We start from the raw sequence: 22,038 nt of genomic DNA, 5'->3' as shown, positions 1-22,038 counted from the left end.
TCTGCGGGATGTGATTGCCGTCACCGACGTGTCGAGAATCTAACATCTGTAGATAAACGGCACAACCCGGTTCCGCTACGTCCGCCACGCGAAGTGCTATTCGGCCGCAGCCATGGTGTGCGGTGTCCCAGTGGTCCGGAAACCGCGGGCACCCTGTACCCGGCGGGCCCGGAGCGACATGACCCCGAGAATCACGACAGCGAGCAACGTCGGCACGATCGTGAGCAGGAAGATGCTCTGTGCCCCCAACCCCGCCGCGATGAGAAGCGCACCGACCGCCGGACCCGCGATCGAGCCGATTCGACCGATGCCCATCGCCCAACCCACGCCCGTGGCACGGACAGCCACCGGATACACCGCGGCCGCGATCGCTATGATGCCGGCCGAACTACCGGACATACCGAAACCGACGAAGAAGACCGCCACCAGCAGCATCCACCCGCTGCCGAGAAGCATCGCGACCAGCGCCGTGCACACGGCACCGAGTGTGTAGCCCGCCATCACCACGACGAAGCCGTTGCCGATCCGGTCGGTGATCCGGCCGAATGTGAGTGCACCCGTCATCCCGCCGAGGTTGAACAGCGACGCGGCGAGCAACGCGGTCGACGCGCTCCGACCGCCCTCGCCGAACAAGGTCGGCATCCAGCTGAGCAGGAAATAGATGACCAGGAAGTTGATGACGAACACCCCCCACAGCAGGACGGTGTCGACCGCGCGGCCGCCCTGGAACAGCGCGCCGACCGGTGACTTCGTCGCAGCCGATGTGTCCTGCACGAACCTGGACGTGGCGGTCACGCGTGCCCGGGCCGCGATCTTGTCGACGATGCGCGCGGCTTCCTCGGCACGGCCCCTGGCAACGAGGAACTTCACAGATTCCGGCAGCCACCGCATCACGACAGCCGTCAAGATCAACGGCAGCACGCCACCGACGACGAACAACGCCTGCCACCCGAACTCGGGAATGAGGAACGCGGCCGCAAAGCCGCCGAGAAAGCCGCCCAGCGACATACCCGCAACCGTGACGGTCACCATCGTCGCCCTGATGCGGGCGGGGCTGTACTCACTCACCATTGCGATGAGGTTCGGCGTCACACCGCCGAGGCCGAGACCGGCGATCACGCGCAGCACGATCAGAGCCGTCATGGAGGTCACCAGCGCGGTGGCGAGCGTGAACACCGCGAATACCACGGTGCACACGATAATGATCCTGCGGCGACCGTATCGGTCGGCCAGCGGCCCGAACAGCAAGCTGCCCACGACCATTGCGCCCGTGCTCAACGCAAGCGTGTACCCGAAGGACGCGGGCGACAGCCCCCAGTCCGCGGACATGGCGGGAATGACGAACCCGATCAGCTGGGCGTCGATGCCATCCAGGATCGCGAGACCCAGGCACAGGACGAGAACGCGCTTCTGCAGGGATGACAGCGGCGCGTCGTCGATGATCTTGGTGATGTCTACATCGCGAGTACTACTCACGGTGCGTATCCTCTCGGAGAAGTGAACGAACTCAGGACTGGAACGTCGCGGCATCGACCGCCGGAACCTCGCGCGGCACCGGGATCGCGTCGACCGGAGGTGACTGGAACCGCTCGCGCAGAGCAGCTTTCGCGAGCTTTCCCGAGAAGGTGCGCGGCAACGGTTCGCCGAGCGCGACCGCCACCGCGGGGCGCTTGAACTTGGCCAGGTTCCCCCTCGCGACGGACGCAATGTCGGTGACGACCTCGTCCGCCGGTCGTTCACTGTGGAACACCACCATCGGGACCTCACCCCATCGGTCGTCCTCGACGCCGATCACCGCGAGGTCGACCAAGCCGTCGATGCCGTGCAGCGCCTTTTCGATCTCCGCCGGGTAGACGTTGAGGCCCCCGGAGATGAGCATGTCCTTCCGGCGGTCGACGACCTTGAGAAAGCCGCCTTCGTCCTGCAGTCCCAAATCACCGGTGCGCAGCCAGCCGTCGACGAGCGTCTCCGCGGTCGCCTCGGGCTTGTTCCAGTACTCACGCATGACGTGCTCGCCGCGCACCAGGATCTCGCCGACCTCGTTCGGTGCGGCGAAGCCGCCGTCGATGCTGCCGATGCGTACCTGCGTGCCGGTCAAGGCCAGGCCGGCGAATCCCGGCCGGGTACGAGCGTCCTCGTAGTACAACGTCGACACCATCCCCGACGCCTCGGTCAGTCCGTACGCCTGAGTGAGCGGCACGCCACGGCTGTTGTAGAAATCGAGCAGGTCCAGGCTCACGGGTGCGCCACCGGCGCCGGCGAACGTGAACTTCGCGAGCTTGCGCGTTCCGAAGTCCGGGAGTTGGGCCATACGCTCCCAGATCACCGGGACCGTGGTGGTCGCGGTGACCTGCTCCCGCTCGAACGTGTCCAGAGCGATCGCCGGATCGAACTCGCGCAGCAGCACCATCGTCGACCCCGGCAACACCACCAGCTGCATGAAGATCGACAGCACCGAGCCCGTGTAGACGAGCGGCGCCGAGCACATCACGCGGTCGCGGCGGGAAATGCCGTGGCTGAGCACCTGCGCGATGCCGGGCGCGACGGCGCTGCGATGCGTGACAAGCGCACCCTTCTGAACACCGGTGGTGCCCGAGGTGTAGCAGATGAATGCCGGATCGGACGCCTCGATGTGAACGTCCGGGCCCCGTCCGGGGTCGAGCAGCGTCTCGTATGCGCGGTGGTCGCTTCCACCGATCGCGAAGATCTCGAACTCGGTTTGCGCCGCCGCCTCCTCCAACAACGAAGCCAGCTCGTTCTCCACGATCACCACCCGCGGCGCCGAATCCACCAGCATCGGCGCCAGTTCCTTGCCGATCAACCGGAAGTTGAGCGGGACGCTGATCGCGCCGAGCTTGAGAGTCGCAAGGATGACGTGCGCCAGTTCCGGGCGATTGAGCATCATCACCCCGACACGGTCACCCTTACGAACTCCCCGGGCGGCCAGGCCACGAGCCAGCGCGTCGGTGACCGCATCCAGTTCGGACCAGGTCTGGGAGGTGTTGCCGAACACGATTGCCTGCTGGGTGGGACGAGTCTTGCCCCAGTACCGAACCAGATCGGTCAGATTCATTGTCGTCTCCTCGTGCTCGCCGCGGCGGCGTGCCCGCTCTCGCTCACGGCGGTGGGGGTGCGGCCCGCGCCGGGCCCGTCCACCCGATTCGGACGCGCCTGTGTCGGGCGGCGCGTCTGGAGTAGCTGTGTGACCGTCGGGCCGGATCACACACCGGAAAGGTGTGTGATCGCCGTCACCGAAGTCGCCAGTAATCTAACATTTGTAGATGTCTGTCACAACAGAATGCGGCATCGAATTCGCACCTACGGTCGCGGCGATGCCGACTCGTCGCCCCTACTCGGGCGAGATCGGTACCCCGGCGCTGGAAACATCGGACACACTGCGTGCAAACACTTTTCGAAGGACGTCTTCCGTGTCGGCTCCGAGTTCCGGTGGTAGCGACGGCGTGAACTTCTCGCCCTGCACCCGGATCGGGCTCGCCACGAACTCGAGTTCACCGACGCCCTCGTACTCGACCCGGTAGGTGTTCGCGCGACCGGTGAAGTGCGGATCGGTGACCAGGTCACGGACGCTGTTCACCGGTCCACCCGCGATGTCGTGCGCGAGGAACAGCGCGACCCACTCCTCGCGGGTGCGCTGCCCGAAGATGTTCCGAAGCTCGCGGTACACATGGTCGGCGCGCGCCGGCGCCTCCGGGTCGGTGCCGGCCAGATCGATCTCGAGCAGGTCGGGCCGGTCGACGGCCGTGCAGAAGTTTCGCCAGAACTTATCGACGTGCGAGCCGAACAGGACGGCTTCGCCGTCCTTGGTGCGGTACGCCTCGAGTCGGGGCCAGTCGGGCAACCGGCCGTCGGGGAGCCACGACGGGCGATGAATCGATCGATCCTTGTTGAGTTCGGCATCGACCAGGTCGGGCATCCACGCCGCGGCCACGTCGATTCCGGCCACCTCGAGCTTGCAGCCCGAACCTGTGCGACCGGCACGGTGCACCGCTGCGAGCAGGCCCATCGCGCCGTACGCACCCAGCGCATACATGGCGATCGGTGGAGTCGTGGACCCGGCGATTCCCTCGGTCGGAGGTTCCTCGGGGGTGTGGACCTCCCGCAGCCCTGCGAACGCATCGAAGACGGGACCTCCGGTCCCGAGATTCCGGTACGGACCGTCCGAGCCCATGCCCGACACCGAGCAGAACACGAGTCTCGGATTGACCTTGCGCAGTTGCTCGTAGCCGACGCCGAGCCAGTCGAGGTAGCCGCCGCGCATGCCCTCGACCACCGCGTCGCAGGTGCGGGCGAGGTCCAGGAATGCCTGCCTTCCCTCCGGTGTTCGCAGATCGAGCGCGACGCTCTTCTTCCCTCGGTTCCACCGCAGATGCATGAAGGACGGCCCGTCCTCGTCGCCGATCGCGCGGCTGCCGCCGACCCGCACCGGATCCCCCAGCGGACCTGATTCGATCTTGATGACTTCTGCGCCCAGGTCGGCGAGGTGCCCACCGACCGAGGAAGGCGCCAGTTGCGCGACCTCGAGGATCCGTAGGCCCTCGAGCAAGGAGTATCCGCTCATGGTGTGTCTCTTTCGGAGATGTTGCGTGTCTGTTCGGGTTTCAGTTCCACCCACAGGCCGTCGGCTTCGGCGACGAGTACGTCTCCGTGGTGCATCGTGCCGCGCATGTATCGCTTGCGCCCGTCCTGTCGGAGAAACTGCGCCTGCACTCTGAGTTCGACATCGAGGGGTGCGGGCGCTCGGAAGTCCACGTCGAGGGAGGCGGTACGGGCCCACGGCCGGCCGGCACTGTTGGCGAGCCGCGCCATGATCTCGTCGAAGATCAGCGGCGTGACTCCGCCGTTCATGGCGTAGCGTCCGGAATGGAAGCGACCCACCGTGATCCGGCCCTTCGCCGTCGTCGCGGTGACCTCCTCGATGTGCAGCGGGGGAGCCATGGCCTGACCTCGACCGGCCAGATCCCACCGGTGTCCAGCCAGCTGATCGTCCTCTCCCACCTCGAACATCTTCAGCTTCGCTGCGACGGCGCGCAGGTCCGACGCCAGTGCCGCGCAGGCGGTGGGGGTCGGGCGGGCACGAGTGAACGCCTCCTGCACCTCGTGCACCGCCGATACCAGTTCGGCGAAGGCGTCGTTCGGTTCGACGGTGGGTACGAACGGATCGTTCCAATCCGGATTCCAGATATCCCCCGGCATTGTCGACTGTTGGGTGACGTCCATGGGGGCCTCTCACTCGGTTCCTGCGCGGGCACGGAAGAACTCCGTGAACATCTCGGCGATCGGGCGTGGCCGTAAGGTGCTGCGCGCGGCAGCGTTCTCGCGGTCGTAGCGACTGCGCAGATCACTGCCCGGGCCGGTCAGCAGGAGGGACTTGATCTCGCGGACGGCCTCGGGTGGTTGCGTCGCGATCTGCATTGCCGCCGCCGTCGCCGCCCCCGACACGTCCCCGTCTTCGTCGTATCGGGTGAGCAAGCCCATGCGGAATGCCTCCGCTCCGCCGACGACGCGCGAGGTCATGAGCAGATCGCGCGTCTGCCCCGCACCGATCAAGGTGTCGAGGATCCAGGTCAGATTCGCCCCGCCGTATGTCGCGGCGGTCACGGAAATACGGGACGCCGGGCCACCCACCCGGAGATCGGAGCATGCCGCGTAGAGGGTTCCGGCACCGTAGGACAGGCCGTGCACGGCCGCGATCGTCGGCTTGGGAAACTCGAGGTACCGCCACAGCAGGGCTTCCCGCTCGCGCACCAGCGTCGCATTTTCGTCCGGTGACAGCTCCGCGAGTTCGTGAAGGTCGTATCCGGCGGAGAACGCTGCGTCACCGGCGCCGGCGACCAGCACGACCCGTACGTCGTCCTCGGTGGCAGCGCGGGTGAGCCGCTCGTCGAGTGCCCGTTGCAGCGACATCGAGATCGCATTGTGGACCTCGGGACGATCGAGTGTCAGCTGCAGAACGCCCGGCGCGGGGAATGATTCGCGCAGCTGCTGTGTGGTCACGGCGCCGATCCGGCTGCGGCCGTGCGCCGCTCGGCGGCGATCGCGGCAGCGTCGCGCGTGATCATCTTGTGGAACACCTGTCCGGGCAGCTCGTTTCGTCCGTACACGAGTTCGTCGACCTGTCCGTGTGCAACGTTGTCGGTGATCGTCTTCGTGACGAACCAGTCCTCGGCGTGGAGCGTCTCCATGAGCAGTTCCCAGTTCTTGTCGAGCACCCGCTGCCCGCGCGCGGTCGTGGGTTCGCTCGGAGCCAGCAGCCGGATCGTGCAGTACGACACGTTGGGATCCTCGACGTCCGGAACGATCGTCCAGATCTCGAAGTGGTTCGGTTCGGTGACCAGCATCGTGCCGGGATAGATCGTGTAGTTCGCAAGCGAGTAGTCGCGCACGTCGAACGAGTCCGGGTCGGCGTCGCGGACCTCGGTGATCGACTTGCGGGCCACCACGATTCGCCACGATCGATCGACGACGTCCAGGGCGGTGATGTTGCCCTCCAAGAAGTTGCACACCGTCTTGGTGTGCAGCTGGCACAGATGGTACGAATCCTGCACACCGTCGACGGCGATCTTCCAGTTCATGTCGAGCTTCCAGGTCTCCTTGCGCACCTGGAAGGAGTTGCCGATGCCGGTATCGGTCACTTCGGCGTCGTGCTTCTCCCCGAGCGTCCTTGCGATGTCGAGCTCGGCGCCGACCGTCGGCACCACCCACACCAGTCCGTGACGGACCTCGCACGGGAACTCGACCAGGCCGTACTGCGATCGATCCAGCCCGTCGAACCCTTCGGCGTGCGGCATACCCCGCAGCGCACCGTCCCGGCCGTAGGCCCAGTTGTGGTAGGGGCAGCTGAAGATGCGCTTGCATCCGGACTCGGCGAATTCGACCTTCGCGCCCCGGTGCCGGCACACGTTGGAGAAGGCCCTGACGCTGCCGTCGGATTGCCTGACCACCAGCAGCGGGGTGCCGATGAGTTCGGTGGTGACGAAGTCGCCGGTGTTCTTCAACTCGTCCAGGTGCGCCACGATGTGCGGGAATCGGCGAACGACTTCCCGCTCGCGATCCGCCAGTTCCGGATCGTTGAACACCGAGAATGGCACGCGGAGCATGTCGTCCGCGTAGTCGGTGGTGTCGTTGTCCACATGTGCGATGAGGCGCCGGGTGAGGTCGATCTTGTCGTCACGCTGCATGGATCGAGAGTGGCACATGAGACATTGCATGTCTAGTGTCTTATCCGAGTTACCCGGCGGTATGGTGCCTGGGTGGCACACAAGACAGACACCGAAACCGCGGACGTCGGCGCTGCGATCCTCGTCGCCGCCGAATCCTGCTTCGAACAGTTCGGCATCGCGAAGACGACGATGGCGGACGTCGCCCGGGCCGCGAACATGTCTCGCGCGACCGTGTACCGATATTTCTCGGACCGGGAATCGCTCATTGTGGCATCGATAGTCCGTCGCGCACGTATGAACATGGAGTCGTGGCGCGCACGCGTCCGGGAGTACCCGACGCTCGGGGAACGAATCGTCGAAGGTCTGTGCACCAACATCCGCCGCGGCCTTCGCGACCCGATGATCCACCTGCTCGTGTCACCTGCCGAGGCGACACTCGCTACATCCCTGCTCGCAACCTCAGGCCGCGCCGTCGAACTCACTCGCGAATTGTGGGAGCCGATCCTGCTCGAAGCTCAGGAATCCGGCGCGCTTCGCTCCGACATCGACATGGACCTGTTGTACGAATGGCTGTCCGAGATCGAGATGAACTACATCAGTGCCCTGGGCGCCAATGCAGGCTCGCTCGACCGGCTGCGCGCGAAACTGTACGCCTTCTTCGTGCCCTCGCTCCTCGCCCAGCCGTGACACCCCGTGCGCAAAGGCCACCGGGACCGGATCCTGACCGGACTCGGGTCCTCACAGGATTCGACGACGAACGGGCAGGCCATCACGTCTGCGCCGACGCCGCTGAGCCGATCGCGGCGTCACAGCAGTCCCGACCCCCGGCCGTGACAGGGGGGCGGCAACGATCGTGTCTGCCAGGACCCGTCAAGCGGCCAGGAACTCCAGCAGCACCTTGTTCACGGCCTCCGGCTGCTCGAGGTAGCCGTAGTGCCCGGCGTCCGGGATCTCCTGGTAGCTCGCGCCGGGAATGGCGTCGGCGACCTCCCGCGACAGGTACGCCGGAATCATCCGGTCGTCGGCGAAACCGACGGCCAGGCACGGCACCCGCACCGCCCGGTAGGCGGCGCGACGGTCGAACTCACGGTCCATTCCCAGCTGGGCCCGCACGCCCGGCGACGTCTTGCCGCCGGTGAACTCGAACACGTCGAGCCAGTCCCGCGCGGTGTGCGGGTCCGCCAGCGACGCCGGCGACAGGTTCATCACGGCCGTGACCGCCGCCCGGTACTTCGCAGGCAGTTCGACGCCGCTGTCGTACAGCTGACGCTCACCCTCGGTGAGGGTGACCTGGAACTGGTCCATGCGGGCGTGCCCGGCCAGGAACACCGCCTTGCGCACCAGGTCGGGGCGGGCCAGCGACAGCTCCTGCGCGACGCGCGCACCCATGGAGGTGCCCACGACGTACGCGGGACCGCCGAGCAGCTCGATCAGGCCGGCGGTGTCGGCCACCAGGTCGTCGATGGTCATGCCGCCGAGGCTCTCCCCCGACGGTGCGATGCCGCGGTTGTCGAAGGTGGCGACGCGGTAGCCGGCCTGGACCAGCGCGGGAACCTGGTGCAGGTCCCACACCCGGCCGGGGCTGCCCGTCCCCATGATCAGCACGACGAGGTCGCCGGTCCCCTTGACCTGGTAGTTCAGCGGGATCCCGTTGATTGTCGCGATGGGCATGAGAACCTTCCTGAGATGGGTGGCACGGGTGCGGCCGCACGGCAGCACGGGCACAACGGACCGATCCACACTACCCTGCACCGCAGGTCGCGCCCCTGCCAGCACATCCTCAGTCGCCGCCCTGCCAGGCGCGCCACAGCCGCGCGTAGCGGCCACCGGCGGCGACGAGCGCCGCATGCGGGCCCTCCTCGACGACCCGGCCCGCCTCGAGCACGACGACCCGGTCCGCCGCCGCGGCCTGCGTCAGCCGATGCGCCACGACCAGCGCGGTGCGTCCTCGCGTCACGACCGCCGCCGCGGCTTCGAGGGCCCGCGCGCCCGCGCTGCCGGCCTCCGCCGTCGCCTCGTCGAGCACCACCACCTGCGGATCGGCGATCAGCACCCGAGCCAGCGCGAGCTGCTGGGCCTGGGCCGCGGTCACGGGACGGCCGCCCTCACCGACGACCGTGTGCACGCCGTCGTCGAGGGCGCGGACCCACTCGCCCGCCCCGACGGCGTCGAGTGCCGCCGCGACCTCGTCCACGGTGGCGTCGGGCCGCGCCAGGCGCACGTCGTCGAGCAGGGGGCCGCCGAACACGTGCACCTCCTGGCTGACGACGACGACGCAGCGGCGCAGCCGCGCCCCGAGTTCGCCGAGCGCCCGGCCACCGATACGGACCTCACCCGACGTGGGCGTGACGACCCCGGCCGCGGCGGCGGCGACCGTCGACTTCCCGGCGCCGGTCGAGCCGACCAGGGCCACGGTCTCCCCCGGCGCGACCTTCAGGTCCACGCCGTGCAGGACCTCTGGGCCGTGCGCGTACCGGTGCCGCACCCCGGTCAGTTCCAGCGCCGGCGGGCCGCTGCGCGGTTCGTCGGGCGGCTCGTCTTCCGGGGTCTGCGCCGCCGGGAGGTCGGCGACGCCCACGAGCCGGGCCAGGCTCGCGCCCGCGGACTGGACGTCGTCGAAGGTGAACAGCAGCAGCCCGAGGGGCGAGAACAGGCGGTGGAACAGCAGTGCCGCCGCCGTGGCCTCGCCGACGGTCACCGCATCCGCCCGGACCAGGACGAACCCGGCGACGAGAAGCGCTGCGAGACCGACGAATTCGGCGCGGTTGGCACGGCCCGCGAACCGGGTGAACAGGCCGAACACGCCGACGGTGAGGTCGCGCGCCCGGGCCGAGGCGGCATCGATGCCGGACAGGTGGGCCGTGTCGAGGCCGTAGGCCCGGACCGTGCGCACCCCGTGCATGCTGCTGACGAGTGCCTGCGACCGTTCGCCCATCGCGACCCGCTCCGCGGCGTACAGCGGTGCCGAGCGGGGCAGGTACCAGCGCAGGGCGAGCGCGTACATCGGCAGCGCGACGAGGCCGGCGAGACCGAGCCGCCAGTCGATTCCGACCATCGCCGCGACGCTGACCACCACCAGCATCAGCGCGGCCACCAGCTGCGGTACCACCGAGCCGAGTGCCTTCGCCAGCACCGCGACGTCGTCGCCGACGCGGGAGAGGACGTCGCCGTGCCCGGCGCGTTCGACGGTCTCGGGGGGCAGGGTCAGCACCCGCGCCAGCACCGTCTCGCGCAGCCGCGCCAGCACCGTCTCGCCGAGGCGCGCCACGAGGTGCAGGCCGGCCCCCTCGAGCACGCCGCCGACGACCGCCGCCGCTGCGATCAGCGCGACGACCCACCCGAGCGTGGACATCGGGGCCTGCTCGCGCACCCGGTCGACGAGGACACCGAGGACGCGCACCGGCACCACCGCGGCGATCGCCGCCCCGACGGACACCGCCACGGTCAGCGCGACCCGCCCCGGCACGTCGCGCAGCTGCGCTCCCAGCCAGCGCCACGACCGTCCGGCGGAGGCGATCGGCAGCAGCTCGGACTCGTTGCTCGTCATCGCAGCACCGCCGCTCGGTAGGTGGGGTGGGTGGCGGCCAGTTCGGCGTGGGTGCCGGACGCGACGATCTCACCGTCGTCGATCACGACCACGCGGTCGGCGGCGGCGAGCAGCGCCGGGCTCGAGGTGATGACGACGGTCGTGTGCTCGTCACTGTCGTGCCGCAGGCGCGCGATCCCCTCCGCGACGGCCTGCTCGGTGACGGCATCGACCGCGGTTGTCGGCTCGTGCAGCACCAGCACCGGAGCGCGCCGCGCGAGCGCCCGGGCCAGCGCCACGCGCTGCCGCTGCCCTCCGGACAGGCTGCTGCCGCGGTCGACGATCCGCTGGTCGAGGCCGTCCGGATGGGTGTCGGCGACCTGCCCGGCGGCGGAGGCGCCGAGCACCTCCGGGGGGATGCCGTCGGACGGCCGGCTCATGCCGGCGGTGATGTTGTCGGCGAGCGTTCCGGCGAACAGGTCGCTGTGGTGGGGTTCCGCGAGAACGGTCCGGCGTCCGGCGACGGGGTCGAGCGCACCGAGCGGCACTCCCCCGACGGTCAGCTCGCCGCGGACGTCCTCCGGCGGCACCTGGCCGGACAGCACGTCGGCGAGCGCCTCCGCGTCCTGCGACCGGTGGGCGAGGACACCGAGCAGTTCCCCCGGCGCGACGGTCAGGTCGATCCTGCGCAGCGACCGGTAGCCGAGTCCGCGCAGCTCGAGGCTGCCGTCCGACGGTGTCCCGGTTCCGGCGGGCAGCAGCGACGGCGCGTGCAGCACAAGCGACAGCCGATCGGCGGAGGCGCGGGACGCGGCCCACGTCGACGGCAGGGCGGCGAGTGTCCCGAGCGGTTCGACGACGAACTGGGCCAGGCCCACGACGGTGATGAGTTCGCCGACCGAGATCCGGCCCGCCAGCGCGGCCCAGCCCGCGACGCCCGCGACCGCGACGGACAGCAGCGCGCTCACCGCCGACGAGGTGCCGGTGTAGACGCCGAGGGCTCGGGTCGCGCGCAGTGTCGAGGCGAGCGCGTCCGCGCTGGCGTCCCGGTAACGCTGGGCGGCGGCCGGTTCCGCACCGATGCCGCGCAGCGGCCGCAGTCCCGTGACGAGGTCCGTCGCCAGACCCGACGTCCGCGCCACCGCCTCCTGCTGTGCGGTGATGCGCCGGGTCAGCAGCGGGGTGGCGCGGTCGAGCGCGACGAGGATCGCGGGTGTGCCCAGCAGCACCAGCAGCCCGAGCGGGACGTCGACGAGCAGCAGCGCGACGGCGGCCCCGACCACCGCGGTGACGGCCGCCGCGGTGGCGGGCACCACGTGCAGGATCTGCGCGGCCCGCCCGGCGTCGGTCGTCGCCACCGCCAAGAGTTCCCCGGTGCGCAGGGAGGTGCGCACCCCGCGCGGATCGAGGATCCGGCGGGCCACCGCGACCCGCAGCCGGTGCGACTCCGCCTCGATCGCCGCGACGAGTCGGCGCGCACCGAAACGCCACGAGTAGGTGAGCACGACGAACAACGCGGCGAGTCCCGCGAGGGCGACGACCAGCATCGACACGTCGCCGTCGGTGACCGGCCCGTCGATGATCACCCCGATCGCGACGGGCACGAGGGTCTCCATCACCTGGTGCAGCGAGACCAGCGGGGTGCCGACTGCAAGCGCGATCCGCTGGTTCGCGATCGTGCGCCGCAACAGCCCCCGACCTGGCTTCTTCCCGTCGCCGGCCCGGCGGTCGCCGTCACCGCTCATGCGTTCCACCACACGAAACTCTCCGTTCCACGTCACCACCCCGAGAAGTGAGTCAACCCTAACTTGCAGCGCGGGTGGCGTCGGAAGCGCCGGTTCTCATAGAGTCGCACTACGAATGACCTGCTCGAACGGAGCAGCAAGCCCGGGAGGAACAACCATGGCCGCGGACGCCACCACCGAGAACGACATTCCGGACGAGGAACTCGAACCCGTCGCGGACGAGACAGCCCGCCAGGCGCAGCGTGTCGTCGCCGCCTACGCGGAGGATGCGGACGAGTGCCGCATGCTGCTGTCCATGCTCGGCATCGGCCCGAACCCGAAGATGGACTGATCGGACACCGCCGGACAGGGACAGTCGGACAAGGACAGGGGGCACCACGTGGTTGCAGCTGAGGAGCCGACGCGCGCGGGTGGTTCGGACTTCGTCGTCGTCGCGAACCGCCTGCCCGTCGACCTCGAGCGTCTTGCGGACGGCTCGACCCGGTGGAAGCGCAGCCCGGGTGGCCTCGTCACCGCGCTCGAGCCGATCCTGCGCAGCAACCGCGGAGCGTGGGTCGGCTGGGCCGGTGTCGCCGACGCCGAACTCGACCCCATCGTCGAGGACGGCCTCGAGCTGTATCCGGTCCCGCTGAGCGCGCAGGAGATCGCCGACTACTACGAGGGCTTCTCCAACGCGACGCTGTGGCCGCTGTACCACGACGTGATCGTCCGGCCGGAGTACCGGCGCGAGTGGTGGAACACCTACGTCGAGGTCAACCGCCGGTTCGCGGAGGAGACCGCGAAGGCCGCCGCCGAGGGTGCGACGGTGTGGGTGCAGGACTACCAGCTGCAGCTGGTGCCGAAGATGCTGCGGATGCTGCGTCCGGACCTGACCATCGGCTTCTTCCTGCACATTCCGTTCCCGCCGGTGGAACTGTTCATGCAGATGCCGTGGCGGACCGAGATCGTCGAGGGTCTGCTCGGCGCCGACCTGATCGGCTTCCACCTGCCCGGCGGCGCCCAGAACTTCCTGTACCTGGCGCGCCGGCTGGCCGGTCACCAGACCTCCCGCGGCACCGTGGGCGTGCGCTCGAAACTCGGGGTGGTGCAGGTGGGGTTCCGGGCGGTGCGCGTCGGGGCGTTCCCCATCTCCATCGACTCCGGGCAGCTCGACGAGCAGGCCCGCCGCAAACCGATCCGCGACCGCGCCAAGCAGATCCGCAAGGAGCTCGGCAATCCGAAGCACATCATGCTCGGCGTCGACCGGCTCGACTACACCAAGGGCATCGACGTCCGCCTCGACGCGCTGCTCGAGCTGATCGCCGAGGGGCGCGTGGATCCGGCCGAGACGGTGATGGTGCAGCTCGCCACCCCCAGCCGGGAACGCGTCGAGTCGTACGTGCAGATGCGCGGCGCCATCGAGAAGACGGTCAGCCGGATCAACGGCGAGTACGCCGAGGTGGGCCGGCCCGTGGTGCACTACATCCACCGGCCCATTCCGCGGGACGAACTGATCGCGTTCTTCGTCGCGGCCGACGTCATGCTGGTGACGCCGCTGCGCGACGGCATGAACCTCGTCGCCAAGGAGTACGTAGCGTGTCGCAGCGACCTCGGCGGCGCCCTCGTCCTGAGCGAATTCACCGGGGCCGCAGCCGAACTGCGCCAGGCCTTCCTGTGCAATCCGCACGACCTCGAGGACGTCAAGGACAAGATGGAGGCGGCCCTGAACCAGCCGCGCGAGGACGGCCGGCGGCACATGCGGGCACTGCGCCGGCAGGTCCTCGCCCACGACGTGGACCGGTGGGCCCGGTCCTTCCTCGACGCGCTCGCCCATCAGGGCGCGGCCGGTCCGGCGCTGATCGCGCCGGCGGAGGTCGGCGAGCCCGAGTGACGAGCACACCGGACCGCGAGGACTACGGTTCCCCACCGTCGCCGGAGCGCATCGAGGCGGCGCCGGCCGACGTCCCGGCGCAACGCACGCCCACCGGTTCCCTCGACGTGCTGCTCGTCGAGGACGACGCCGGGGACGAGCTGATCATTCGGGAGTCGTTCGAGGCCAACGAGATCGGCAGCACCCTGCACGTGGTGCGGGACGGCGCGGAGGCCCTCGACTTCCTGCACCGGCGGGGGGACCACGCCGACGCCGTGCGGCCGGCGCTGGTACTGCTCGATCTGAACCTGCCGAAGTACGACGGGTGGCAGGTGCTCGAGGCGGTCAAGGCCGACCCCGACCTGGCGTCCATCCCGGTCGTCGTGCTGACGACGTCCACCGCCGAGGAGGACGTCGTGCGCAGTTACCGGCTGCGGGCCAATGCCTACGTCTCCAAGTCGGTGGACTTCGACAGGTTCGTTACCACCGTGCGGCAGATCGACCGGTTCTTCGTGCACATGGTGCGCCTGCCCGGTCGCTGATCCGGCTCACACCGGCGTCAGGCGGCTCACCAGCCACCGGCCGTCGTGTTTTTCGAGTTCGACACGCACACGACTGCCGCTGCTGACCGCTTCGGGATTGACGGAACTGGTGGTGATCTGGTTGAGGAACAACAAGGTTACCGCCCGGTCGGCCTCGGCCGACACGACCGACGACGCCTGCACGCTCACCTGAACGGTGATCGACTTCTCCTTCGCGCCGGGGGCGATGACGTTCTTCATCAGGTTGGTGTACTCGTCCCGGAAGTCGCCGGTGAGCCCGTCGGCGGCCGCGGCCACCTGCTCGTCGACCGTGCCGTGGTCGTACGCGAGCATCGCGACGGCCTGCTCCTCGGCGGCCTGCAGGGCGTCGGTCCGGGCGGCCTCGGCGCCGTCGCGCTCGACCTTGTCGTACACGCCGAATCCGACGAGGCCGGCGAGCACGATCGCCGCGGCGGTGAGGGTCGCGAGCAGCAGCCGTCGCCGACCGTTTGCGGAGCGGGGCGGGGCCGTCGCGTTCTCCGCGGCGTCCACACGCGTGGTGTCGTCGGTCCGGGTCACGGCGTCTTCCTTCGAATTCTCGGTCACGGTACGAAGTCCACCTTCGAGGCGAGCAACCGGCCGTTCTCGTCGCAGATCGTCACCCGCAGCCGGAAGTCGCGCGGTTCGGGTTCGGTCTGTTCCGCGTTGCTGACCATCGACCGCGCGGCGACGAGCGAGGACATGCAGGCGCCGTCCTCGGTCTGGATGCCGGCCTCGATGACCTCCCCGGTGGTGTCGACGTTCGCCTTGGTCACCACGTCGACGAAAGGCCCCTCGCGGCCTTCGAATTCGGCCTTGAAGTCACCGGTCGCCCCGTCGAGCAGGCGCTGCACGTCCGCTGCCGCGCTCAGCGGGTGGATGGTGGTCAGGTTCAGCACGGTCTGCCGCGCGGCCTGCAGGTACGCCGCCCGCCGGGCGTCGTGGTCGTGGTCGGCTCTCGCGTCGAGCCACAGCCATACCCCGGCGCCCGCCAGGGCGAGGACGATCACGGCCGCGATCGCGGGCAGCACCCGGCCCGGCCGGGCGGGTGCGGTCTGCGGCGTCGACGTCGGGGTGGTCTGTTCGTCTGCCATCAGCCTTGCTGCGCCTTCATGTACGTCTCCAAACTGGTCTCGGGGCCGGTGTCGACGTTGCGGTACACCGTACCGTCGGGACCGATGTACGTCCCCGTCGCCGGGTCGATGCCCCGCGCCGTGACCCCGGCGGGCGCGGCCGGGCTCGTGCCGGTCGCATGGGAGGCCGGGACCGGCACGTCGCCCTCCGACTGCACGGGCGTCGGCGCGCCCCGCCACGGATTGTCGAGGTACTCGGGCTGGTACCCGTTGCGGCACGCCTCCGGCGTGGGTCCGCGCCGGCCCGGGAACTCCATGCACGGCAGGTTGCGCGCGCCCCGCACGGCATTCGGATCCGACTGCGGGAGCTTGCAGTACACATCACCGGGGGTGTCCACCATCGTGGTGTCCGCAGGGCTGCGCCACTGCTCGGGCGGCAGGAAGCCGGACAGGCACGGCGGCGGATCGTGCAGCTGCAGGTGGAAGTCGACCACCGCGCCGTCCTCTGCCGGTCCGCTGCCGGCCGCGGTGATCAGGGCCGTGGTCATCGGCGGGTACAGCACCAGGACCTGTTCGATACCGGCGTTGTAGATCACCCCGACCTCCCCGACGCTGACCAGGTTGGCCAGCAGCAGCGGCAGCGTCGGCCGCAGGTCCTGCAGCAGCTGTTCGGCCTCGGCCGCGGCGCCCGGTCCCTTCGCGAGTACCGACCGCAGGTCGGTGTCGGCGGCCCGTAGCCCGTCGGTGAACGTCAGCATGTCCCGGGTCCAGGACCGGATCGCGTCGCTGGTGACGACCTGGGTGTCGAGGAGTGGACCGAGTTGATCGAGCAGTACCTTCGTCTCCTCGCTGCCCGCATTCGCCTCCTGCACGAACAGGCGGGTCGAGTCGATCAGGCGCTGCAGGTCCGGTCCCGAACCGTTGAACGCGTCGAACGACTCGTCGACGACGGTGCGCAGCCGGGTGTCGCTGATGCTGGCGAGCAGGACGTCGGCCTGGTCGAGCAGCTCACCCACCTCCTGCGGCACCGACGTGCGGTCGGCGGGGATCACGTCGCCGTCCGACAGGTACTCCCCACTCGAACCGTTCTGCGGCGGAACGAAGTCCACGTACTGCTCGCCGACGGCGGACACGCTGCGCACCGCCGCGTCGACATCGGCGGGGATCGCGCGGTCACTGTCGATCGACAGGATCGCCTCCACCCCGGTGGGCGAGAGCTGCACCTTGTCGACCACCCCGACGGTGTTGCCGCGGTAGGTGACGTTCGCGTGCGGGTAGAGGCCGCCGGTGGACGTCAGCTCCACGATCACCGTGTACCGGCCGACGCCGAACAGCTGCGGGAGCTTGACGTACTGCAGCGACATCACCAGCAGCCCGACCACCGTGAGCACCGCGAAGATCGCGAGCTGGATCCGGACGAACTTCGAGAGCATCACGGCGCCGGCACCCCCAGCGGGGGCAGCCCCGGAATGGTGATCTCACCCAGGCCGGGGACCGACAGGGTCCCGGCCGGGCCGGGTGCGGGTTGGGCGGCCGGCTGCTCGAGCGGGGCCTGGAACGGGTCCGCGGACTGGGCCGCCAGCCCGGCGTCCTGGCCGAGGATGCCTTCCGGTCCGGCGAGGCGCCCGGCGAGCGGCGTGCCGGTGAGGAAGTTCAGGTCCAGCCGTTCGAGGGTGAGGTCGATGGTCATGGCGAGGTTCGTGTAGTCGCCCCGGATGATCTGGTCGAGGCCGGCCTGCGGGAACGGATAGGTCAACAGCACGCCGAGCACCTCGGTCAGTGCGTTACCGGAGTCGGCGAGCGCCCGCAGTGTCGGAGCCAGCGCCTGCAGGTTGGTCTGCAGGTCCTCGCCGCTGTTCTCGACGAGCCGGCTGGCCACGGTGCTCATCTCACCGAGCGAGGTGAGCGCGGTGGTCAGGTCCTGGCGCTGGTCGACGAGCACGTTCAGCGCGGCCGGCATCTCGTCGAGGGCGCGGACGAGGGTGGCGTTCTGCGCGTCGACCGTCCATGCCAGGCGATCGATGCCCTCCATCGCGGCGATGATGTCGCCGCGCTGCCGGTCGAGGGTGCCGACGAGTTCGTCGAGCCGCGGCAGCAGGTTCCGGATCGAATCCTCCCGCCCGTTCAGCGCCGCGTTCAGCTCGGTGGTGATGTCGTCGATCTGTGCGAGTCCACCGCCGTTGAGGACCACCGACAGCGACGACAGCGTCTGCTCGGTGGTCGGGTACACCCCGGCCCGCTCGAGCGGAATCAGGTCGCCGTCCTCGAGGCGGCCCTGCGGCGGCTCGTCCGCCGGCGCCGCCAGTTCCAGGTGCTGGGAGCCGAGGAGGCTGGTCTGCCCGATTTTCGCCGTCGCGTTCGCCGGGAGTGCGACGTCGCCGTCGAGGGCCACCGTCACGAGGGCGTGCCAGTCCTCGACCTCGATCCTGGTGACGCTGCCGACCTGGACGTCGTCCACCCGCACCGGCGAATTCTGCGTCAGGGTGGTCACGTTCGGCATCTGGATCCGCACCTGGTAGGCGTCCTCGCCGTGCCCGGCGGTGCCGGGAAGGGGAAGGGAGTTCAGGCCCTCCCACTCGCATCCGGTCAGTGTCAGGGCCGCCGCGACCACCGTCGCAGCGACGGCGCAGCGCCGCGCCGGGCGGGAGTGCCGGATTCGGGTGCTCATCGTCCTCCTCCCGGCTGCAGCAGCGCACCGAGGTCGGGGGGAACCGTCACGGTGGGCAGGCCGGGCAGCGGCCCGGCCGGCGGCGCGGCGTCCGCGGGTGCGGTGCCCCGCCCCGCAGCCGCGGCTTCCGCCTCGAGACCCGGTTCGGTGTACTGGATCTGGTCGGGGAACGCCTCCACCGCGGCGATGGGGTTGGTCATGACCGGCAGGTAGTTCATCGCCAGCGACTGGAGCACCGGCCCGAGCTGCTGGCGGCACAGTTCCGCGCTGCGGTCGGAGGTGGCGTTCGCCGCCGCGGCCACGGACCCGCACATGAACTCGACGGGATTGGCGAGGTTGCTGATCGCCAGCGCACCGGTGAGCGAGCCCTGTGCGGGCTTGTAGATGTCGTAGAAGTTCGCCAGCGACGTCGGTCCGGAGTGCAGGACCCGTTCGATCTCGGGTCGTTTGCGGGCGAGGACCTCGGTGGCGTCGGCGAGGCGCTGCACCGACTCGGTCAGCGCAGCCCGGTGGTCCTGCACGAACCGTTGCACGTCACCGACAGCGAGGTCGAGGTCCGCAAGCGAGGTGCCGAGCTGGTCCGAGCTCTCGGCGAGGACGTCCGAGACCGACGCGAGCCGGCCACCGAGCTGCACGATCTGGTCGTTGCTGGTCGAGAGCACCGACACGAACGCCTGCAGGTTCCGGACGGTGCCGAACAGGTCGGTGCGCCCCTCCGACAGGGTGTGCATCGTGTCGGACAGTTCGCGCAGCGTGGCGCGGACGGTCAGGCCGTTGCCGTCGAGGTTGTCGGCGGCCGTGTCGATGAAACGGCCGAGCGAGCCCTGGGGATCGAGCCCCTGGGGGCCGAGCGCCTCGGACAGGCGCATCAGTTCCGTCTTGATCTGGTCCCATTCGACCGGTGAGGCGGTGCGCTCGACCGGGATCGTCGCGTCGTCGGCGAGCTGCGGTCCCCCCGAGTACACCGGGGTCAGCTGCACGAAACGCGCGGACACGAGGCTCTGCGCGATGATCACCGCCTTGGCGTCGGCCGGGATGTCGACGGAGTCGTCGACCTGCATCTGCACGCGTACCAGGTCGTCGCCCGGCTCGATGCGGGTGATCCTGCCGACGCTCACGCCCAGCACCCGCACGTCGTCGCCCTCGTACAGGCCGCTCGTGGAGACGAATTCGGCGTTGACGGTGCGCTTGCCCCAGCCGGGCAGCACCACGGCGAACGCCACGAGGGCCAGCGCCACCACTGCGACACCGGCGATCACCGGCAGCAGCACGCGGCGGCGCTTCCCGGGCCGGTCCTCCGGGGCTTCGAGGGTATCGGTGCTCATTCGCCATCCTTCGTGATCGACGGCGGGTTCTTCGGGATGATGTCCTGCAGGTCCTGCTGCAGCAGTTCGGGGGCGACCATGCTGTCCACCAGAGCCTTCCACCACGGCGCGGGCAGGACGTTCGAGACGTACGCGTTGAAGAACGGACCGCTCGCGACGGACTCGCCGAGCGCGCTGATGTACGGGCCGAGCCCGTCCAGGGCGCCGGCGATGTTCTCCTTGTTCGCCTGCAGGTTGGCGGTCACCGCGTTGAGCTTGTCCAGGGTGGGAGCCATCTGCGCCTGGTTCTCCTGCACCAGGGCGGACAACTGCCGCGAGACCGCGGAGATGTTCGCGATCAGCTCGGTGATCGCGTCGCGCCGCAGGCTCAGCTCCCCGAAGAGGGCGTTGGCGTCCACCACGAGCGCGTTGATCCGGTCGCTGCGTTCGGCGAGGATCCCGGTCACCGATTCGGCGCGGGCCAGCAGGTCCTCGAGCGACTCGTCGCGTGCGTTGACGGACTGGGACAGCCTGGTCATGCCCTCGAGCGCCCCCCGCAGCTCGGGCGGGGTGTCCTGCAGCGAATCCGACAGCGCATCGAGCGAGGCGTCGATCTGTTCGGTGTCGAGATCGGACACCGTGGTCGTGAGGTCGCCGAGGGCGTCGGTGAGCGAGTACGGGGAGTCGGTGCGTGTCGACGGGATCGGTTCGCGCGGGTCGAGCGTCCCCGAACCGTAGGGTTGCACGGCGAGGGACTTGCGGCCGAGCACCGTGTTCGTCTTGATGTCGGCGCCGGTGTCCTCGCCGAGGGCGATGCCGTCGCGAACGGTGAAGGCGACGAGCACCTGCCGGTCGTCGAGGCGGACATCGGTGACCTCGCCGACGTCGACGCCGGCGAGGGTGACGGTGTCGCCGGGCACGAGACCGCCGGCGTCGGCGAAGTACGCCGAGTAGGTCAGGCCCCCGGAGAGGAACTGCAACTGGTCGTACTGCAGGCCCGCGAGCACCGTCGCGGCGGCGACGGACAGGCCGACGAGGCCGACCTGCACGGGATTGCGTTCACGGATCGGACTCATTCGATCTTCGCGCACCTTCCGGTCGTCTGCTCGGCCGACGTGAAACGGATGGTGGTCCCGTCCGGTCCCGAGAACTTGAACGTGTTGGCACACAGGAAGAATTGGAAGAAGTTGCCGTACGCCCCCACCCGGATGAGCTTCTTGTAGTCGTTCGGAAGCCGTTCGAGTGTCCGGTTGATGTCGCCGCGCCCGAGGTCGAGCTGCGTCATGGTGCGGTTGGTCTCGGCGATCACCGACTGCAGGTCCGGCCGGGTGTTCTGCAGCAGCGACGCGAGATCACCGGTGCCGGCCGCGATCCGCGGGATGGCGGTGCCGATCGGATCGCGGTCCTGCGCGAGCCCGCTCACCAGAGTCTGCAACCGGTCGACGGTCTCGGTGAACTGCTGGTCGTTCTCGTCGATGGTGGCGAGGACCGCGTTGAGATTGTCGATGACGTCGCCGATCAGCCGGTCCCGGTCGGCGAGGGAGTTCGTGAAGGAGTTCGTGTTGCCCAGCAACGACACCAGGGTGCCGCCCTGACCCTGGAAGACCTGGAGCAGCGCGCCGGACAGGTCGTTGACCTGCTGCGCGTCGAGGCCCTGCAACAGCGGCTTGAATCCGCCGAGCAGCAGGTCGAGGTCGAGCGCCGGTTCCGTCTGCGACACCGGGATCGTGCCGCCGGCCGGCAGCGTCTCACCGGTCCCCGGCCCCTCGAGCAGTTCGAGATAGCGGTCGCCCACGAGGTTTTCGTACCGCACCGTGGCCTTGGTGCTCACCAGCAGCGTGTGTTCGGCGTCGACGTCGAACGACACCTCGGCCTGATTGTCTCGTCCGACGTCGACGCTGTCGACCGACCCGACGGGCACCCCGGCGATGCGGACCTTGTCACCGGCCTGCAGTCCGGACACGTCGGTGAACGTCGCGTGATAGGTCTGCGTGCCGGTGAATCGCACCTGGCTGAACACGATCGCCAGCGCCGCGAAGATCAGCACCATCACGACGGTGAAGACGAGGAACTTGACCGTGGTGGGCCTCACCGGATCACCCCGCCTTCGTGTGCCGCCCGGTCCGTCCGCA

20 protein-coding genes are annotated in these 22,038 nt (G+C 69.3%); 4 read left to right on the top strand and 16 right to left on the bottom strand.

Annotated elements, in window-relative coordinates:
- Positions 1–96: 96 nt before the first annotated feature.
- The 6 genes from QYS60_RS23145 to QYS60_RS23120 all read right to left on the bottom strand — a co-directional run bounded on the left by QYS60_RS23145 (position 97) and on the right by QYS60_RS23120 (position 7,199).
- A complete protein-coding gene (locus tag QYS60_RS23145; RefSeq protein WP_371384366.1) occupies positions 97–1,476 on the bottom strand; it encodes an MFS transporter in 1,380 nt (459 codons plus the stop codon).
- A 31-nt stretch (positions 1,477–1,507) separates the two neighbouring features.
- The gene (locus QYS60_RS23140; protein WP_371384365.1) at positions 1,508–3,073 is read right to left on the bottom strand and encodes a class I adenylate-forming enzyme family protein; all 1,566 of its coding nucleotides are present in this window, start codon (positions 3,071–3,073) and stop codon (positions 1,508–1,510) included.
- Between the two features lie 276 nt (positions 3,074–3,349).
- A complete protein-coding gene (locus QYS60_RS23135; RefSeq protein ID WP_371384364.1) occupies positions 3,350–4,579 on the bottom strand; it encodes a CaiB/BaiF CoA transferase family protein in 1,230 nt (409 codons plus the stop codon).
- Positions 4,576–5,238, bottom strand: coding sequence for a PaaI family thioesterase (locus QYS60_RS23130; RefSeq protein WP_371384363.1), 663 nt, complete (start codon positions 5,236–5,238; stop codon positions 4,576–4,578). Before QYS60_RS23130 ends, QYS60_RS23135 begins: the two co-directional genes overlap by 4 nt.
- A 9-nt stretch (positions 5,239–5,247) precedes the next feature.
- On the bottom strand, positions 5,248–6,015 hold the full coding sequence (locus QYS60_RS23125) for an enoyl-CoA hydratase/isomerase family protein (protein ID WP_371384362.1): 768 nt from the start codon (positions 6,013–6,015) through the stop codon (positions 5,248–5,250).
- Positions 6,012–7,199, bottom strand: coding sequence for an aromatic ring-hydroxylating dioxygenase subunit alpha (locus QYS60_RS23120; RefSeq protein ID WP_371384361.1), 1,188 nt, complete (start codon positions 7,197–7,199; stop codon positions 6,012–6,014). The genes QYS60_RS23125 and QYS60_RS23120 overlap by 4 nt, the downstream gene beginning before the upstream one ends.
- A 72-nt stretch (positions 7,200–7,271) precedes the next feature.
- Between QYS60_RS23120 and QYS60_RS23115 the strand changes: the two genes are divergently transcribed.
- Positions 7,272–7,868: a TetR/AcrR family transcriptional regulator gene (locus QYS60_RS23115; protein ID WP_003939607.1), complete on the top strand. Its 597-nt coding sequence runs from the start codon at positions 7,272–7,274 to the stop codon at positions 7,866–7,868.
- Between the two features lie 183 nt (positions 7,869–8,051).
- Here the strand turns inward: QYS60_RS23115 and QYS60_RS23110 are convergent, their stop codons facing one another.
- The 3 genes from QYS60_RS23110 to QYS60_RS23100 all read right to left on the bottom strand — a co-directional run bounded on the left by QYS60_RS23110 (position 8,052) and on the right by QYS60_RS23100 (position 12,452).
- Complete coding sequence (locus tag QYS60_RS23110) at positions 8,052–8,852, bottom strand: alpha/beta fold hydrolase (RefSeq protein WP_040784653.1); 801 nt, start codon at positions 8,850–8,852, stop codon at positions 8,052–8,054.
- 109 nt (positions 8,853–8,961) lie between these two features.
- Entirely contained in the window at positions 8,962–10,728 is a 1,767-nt protein-coding gene (locus tag QYS60_RS23105) for an ABC transporter ATP-binding protein (protein WP_371384360.1), read from the bottom strand.
- Positions 10,725–12,452: an ABC transporter ATP-binding protein gene (locus tag QYS60_RS23100; protein WP_289378413.1), complete on the bottom strand. Its 1,728-nt coding sequence runs from the start codon at positions 12,450–12,452 to the stop codon at positions 10,725–10,727. The genes QYS60_RS23105 and QYS60_RS23100 overlap by 4 nt, the downstream gene beginning before the upstream one ends.
- Positions 12,453–12,609: 157 nt before the next feature.
- Here QYS60_RS23100 and QYS60_RS23095 point away from each other — a divergent pair, with 157 nt between their 5' ends.
- From QYS60_RS23095 to QYS60_RS23085, 3 genes are read left to right on the top strand one after another with little or no spacing between them, the layout of a single operon-like run.
- A complete protein-coding gene (locus tag QYS60_RS23095) occupies positions 12,610–12,783 on the top strand; it encodes a hypothetical protein (protein ID WP_003939603.1) in 174 nt (57 codons plus the stop codon).
- Positions 12,784–12,831: 48 nt separating this feature from the next.
- Positions 12,832–14,322 carry a trehalose-6-phosphate synthase gene (locus QYS60_RS23090; RefSeq protein WP_289378412.1) on the top strand — a complete coding sequence of 497 codons (1,491 nt, stop codon included), beginning with the start codon at positions 12,832–12,834 and terminating at the stop codon, positions 14,320–14,322.
- Positions 14,319–14,843, top strand: a complete 525-nt coding sequence (locus tag QYS60_RS23085; protein ID WP_289378411.1) for a response regulator — start codon at positions 14,319–14,321, stop codon at positions 14,841–14,843. Before QYS60_RS23090 ends, QYS60_RS23085 begins: the two co-directional genes overlap by 4 nt.
- 6 nt (positions 14,844–14,849) lie before the next feature.
- Here the strand turns inward: QYS60_RS23085 and QYS60_RS23080 are convergent, their stop codons facing one another.
- The 7 genes from QYS60_RS23080 to QYS60_RS23050 are packed head-to-tail and all read right to left on the bottom strand — an operon-like array spanning position 14,850 to position 21,998.
- Positions 14,850–15,428, bottom strand: a complete 579-nt coding sequence (locus tag QYS60_RS23080; RefSeq protein ID WP_371384359.1) for a twin-arginine translocation pathway signal — start codon at positions 15,426–15,428, stop codon at positions 14,850–14,852.
- Positions 15,425–15,955, bottom strand: a complete 531-nt coding sequence (locus tag QYS60_RS23075; RefSeq protein WP_371384358.1) for a hypothetical protein — start codon at positions 15,953–15,955, stop codon at positions 15,425–15,427. Before QYS60_RS23075 ends, QYS60_RS23080 begins: the two co-directional genes overlap by 4 nt.
- The gene (locus QYS60_RS23070; protein WP_289378407.1) at positions 15,955–17,370 is read right to left on the bottom strand and encodes an MCE family protein; all 1,416 of its coding nucleotides are present in this window, start codon (positions 17,368–17,370) and stop codon (positions 15,955–15,957) included. Before QYS60_RS23070 ends, QYS60_RS23075 begins: the two co-directional genes overlap by 1 nt.
- Positions 17,367–18,602, bottom strand: coding sequence for an MCE family protein (locus QYS60_RS23065; RefSeq protein WP_371384357.1), 1,236 nt, complete (start codon positions 18,600–18,602; stop codon positions 17,367–17,369). The genes QYS60_RS23070 and QYS60_RS23065 overlap by 4 nt, the downstream gene beginning before the upstream one ends.
- On the bottom strand, positions 18,599–19,927 hold the full coding sequence (locus QYS60_RS23060; RefSeq protein WP_289380727.1) for an MCE family protein: 1,329 nt from the start codon (positions 19,925–19,927) through the stop codon (positions 18,599–18,601). Before QYS60_RS23060 ends, QYS60_RS23065 begins: the two co-directional genes overlap by 4 nt.
- Positions 19,924–20,982, bottom strand: a complete 1,059-nt coding sequence (locus QYS60_RS23055; RefSeq protein ID WP_289380726.1) for an MCE family protein — start codon at positions 20,980–20,982, stop codon at positions 19,924–19,926. Before QYS60_RS23055 ends, QYS60_RS23060 begins: the two co-directional genes overlap by 4 nt.
- The gene (locus tag QYS60_RS23050; RefSeq protein WP_371384356.1) at positions 20,979–21,998 is read right to left on the bottom strand and encodes an MCE family protein; all 1,020 of its coding nucleotides are present in this window, start codon (positions 21,996–21,998) and stop codon (positions 20,979–20,981) included. Before QYS60_RS23050 ends, QYS60_RS23055 begins: the two co-directional genes overlap by 4 nt.
- Between the last annotated feature and the right edge of the window lie 40 nt (positions 21,999–22,038).

The sequence above is a fragment of the Rhodococcus sp. GXMU-t2271 genome, assembly GCF_041414735.1.
Classification (GTDB): Bacteria; Actinomycetota; Actinomycetes; order Mycobacteriales; family Mycobacteriaceae; genus Rhodococcus; species Rhodococcus indonesiensis.
The sequence above is the reverse complement of the archived record's forward strand: the minus strand, read 5'-3'. Positions and strand labels throughout refer to the sequence as shown.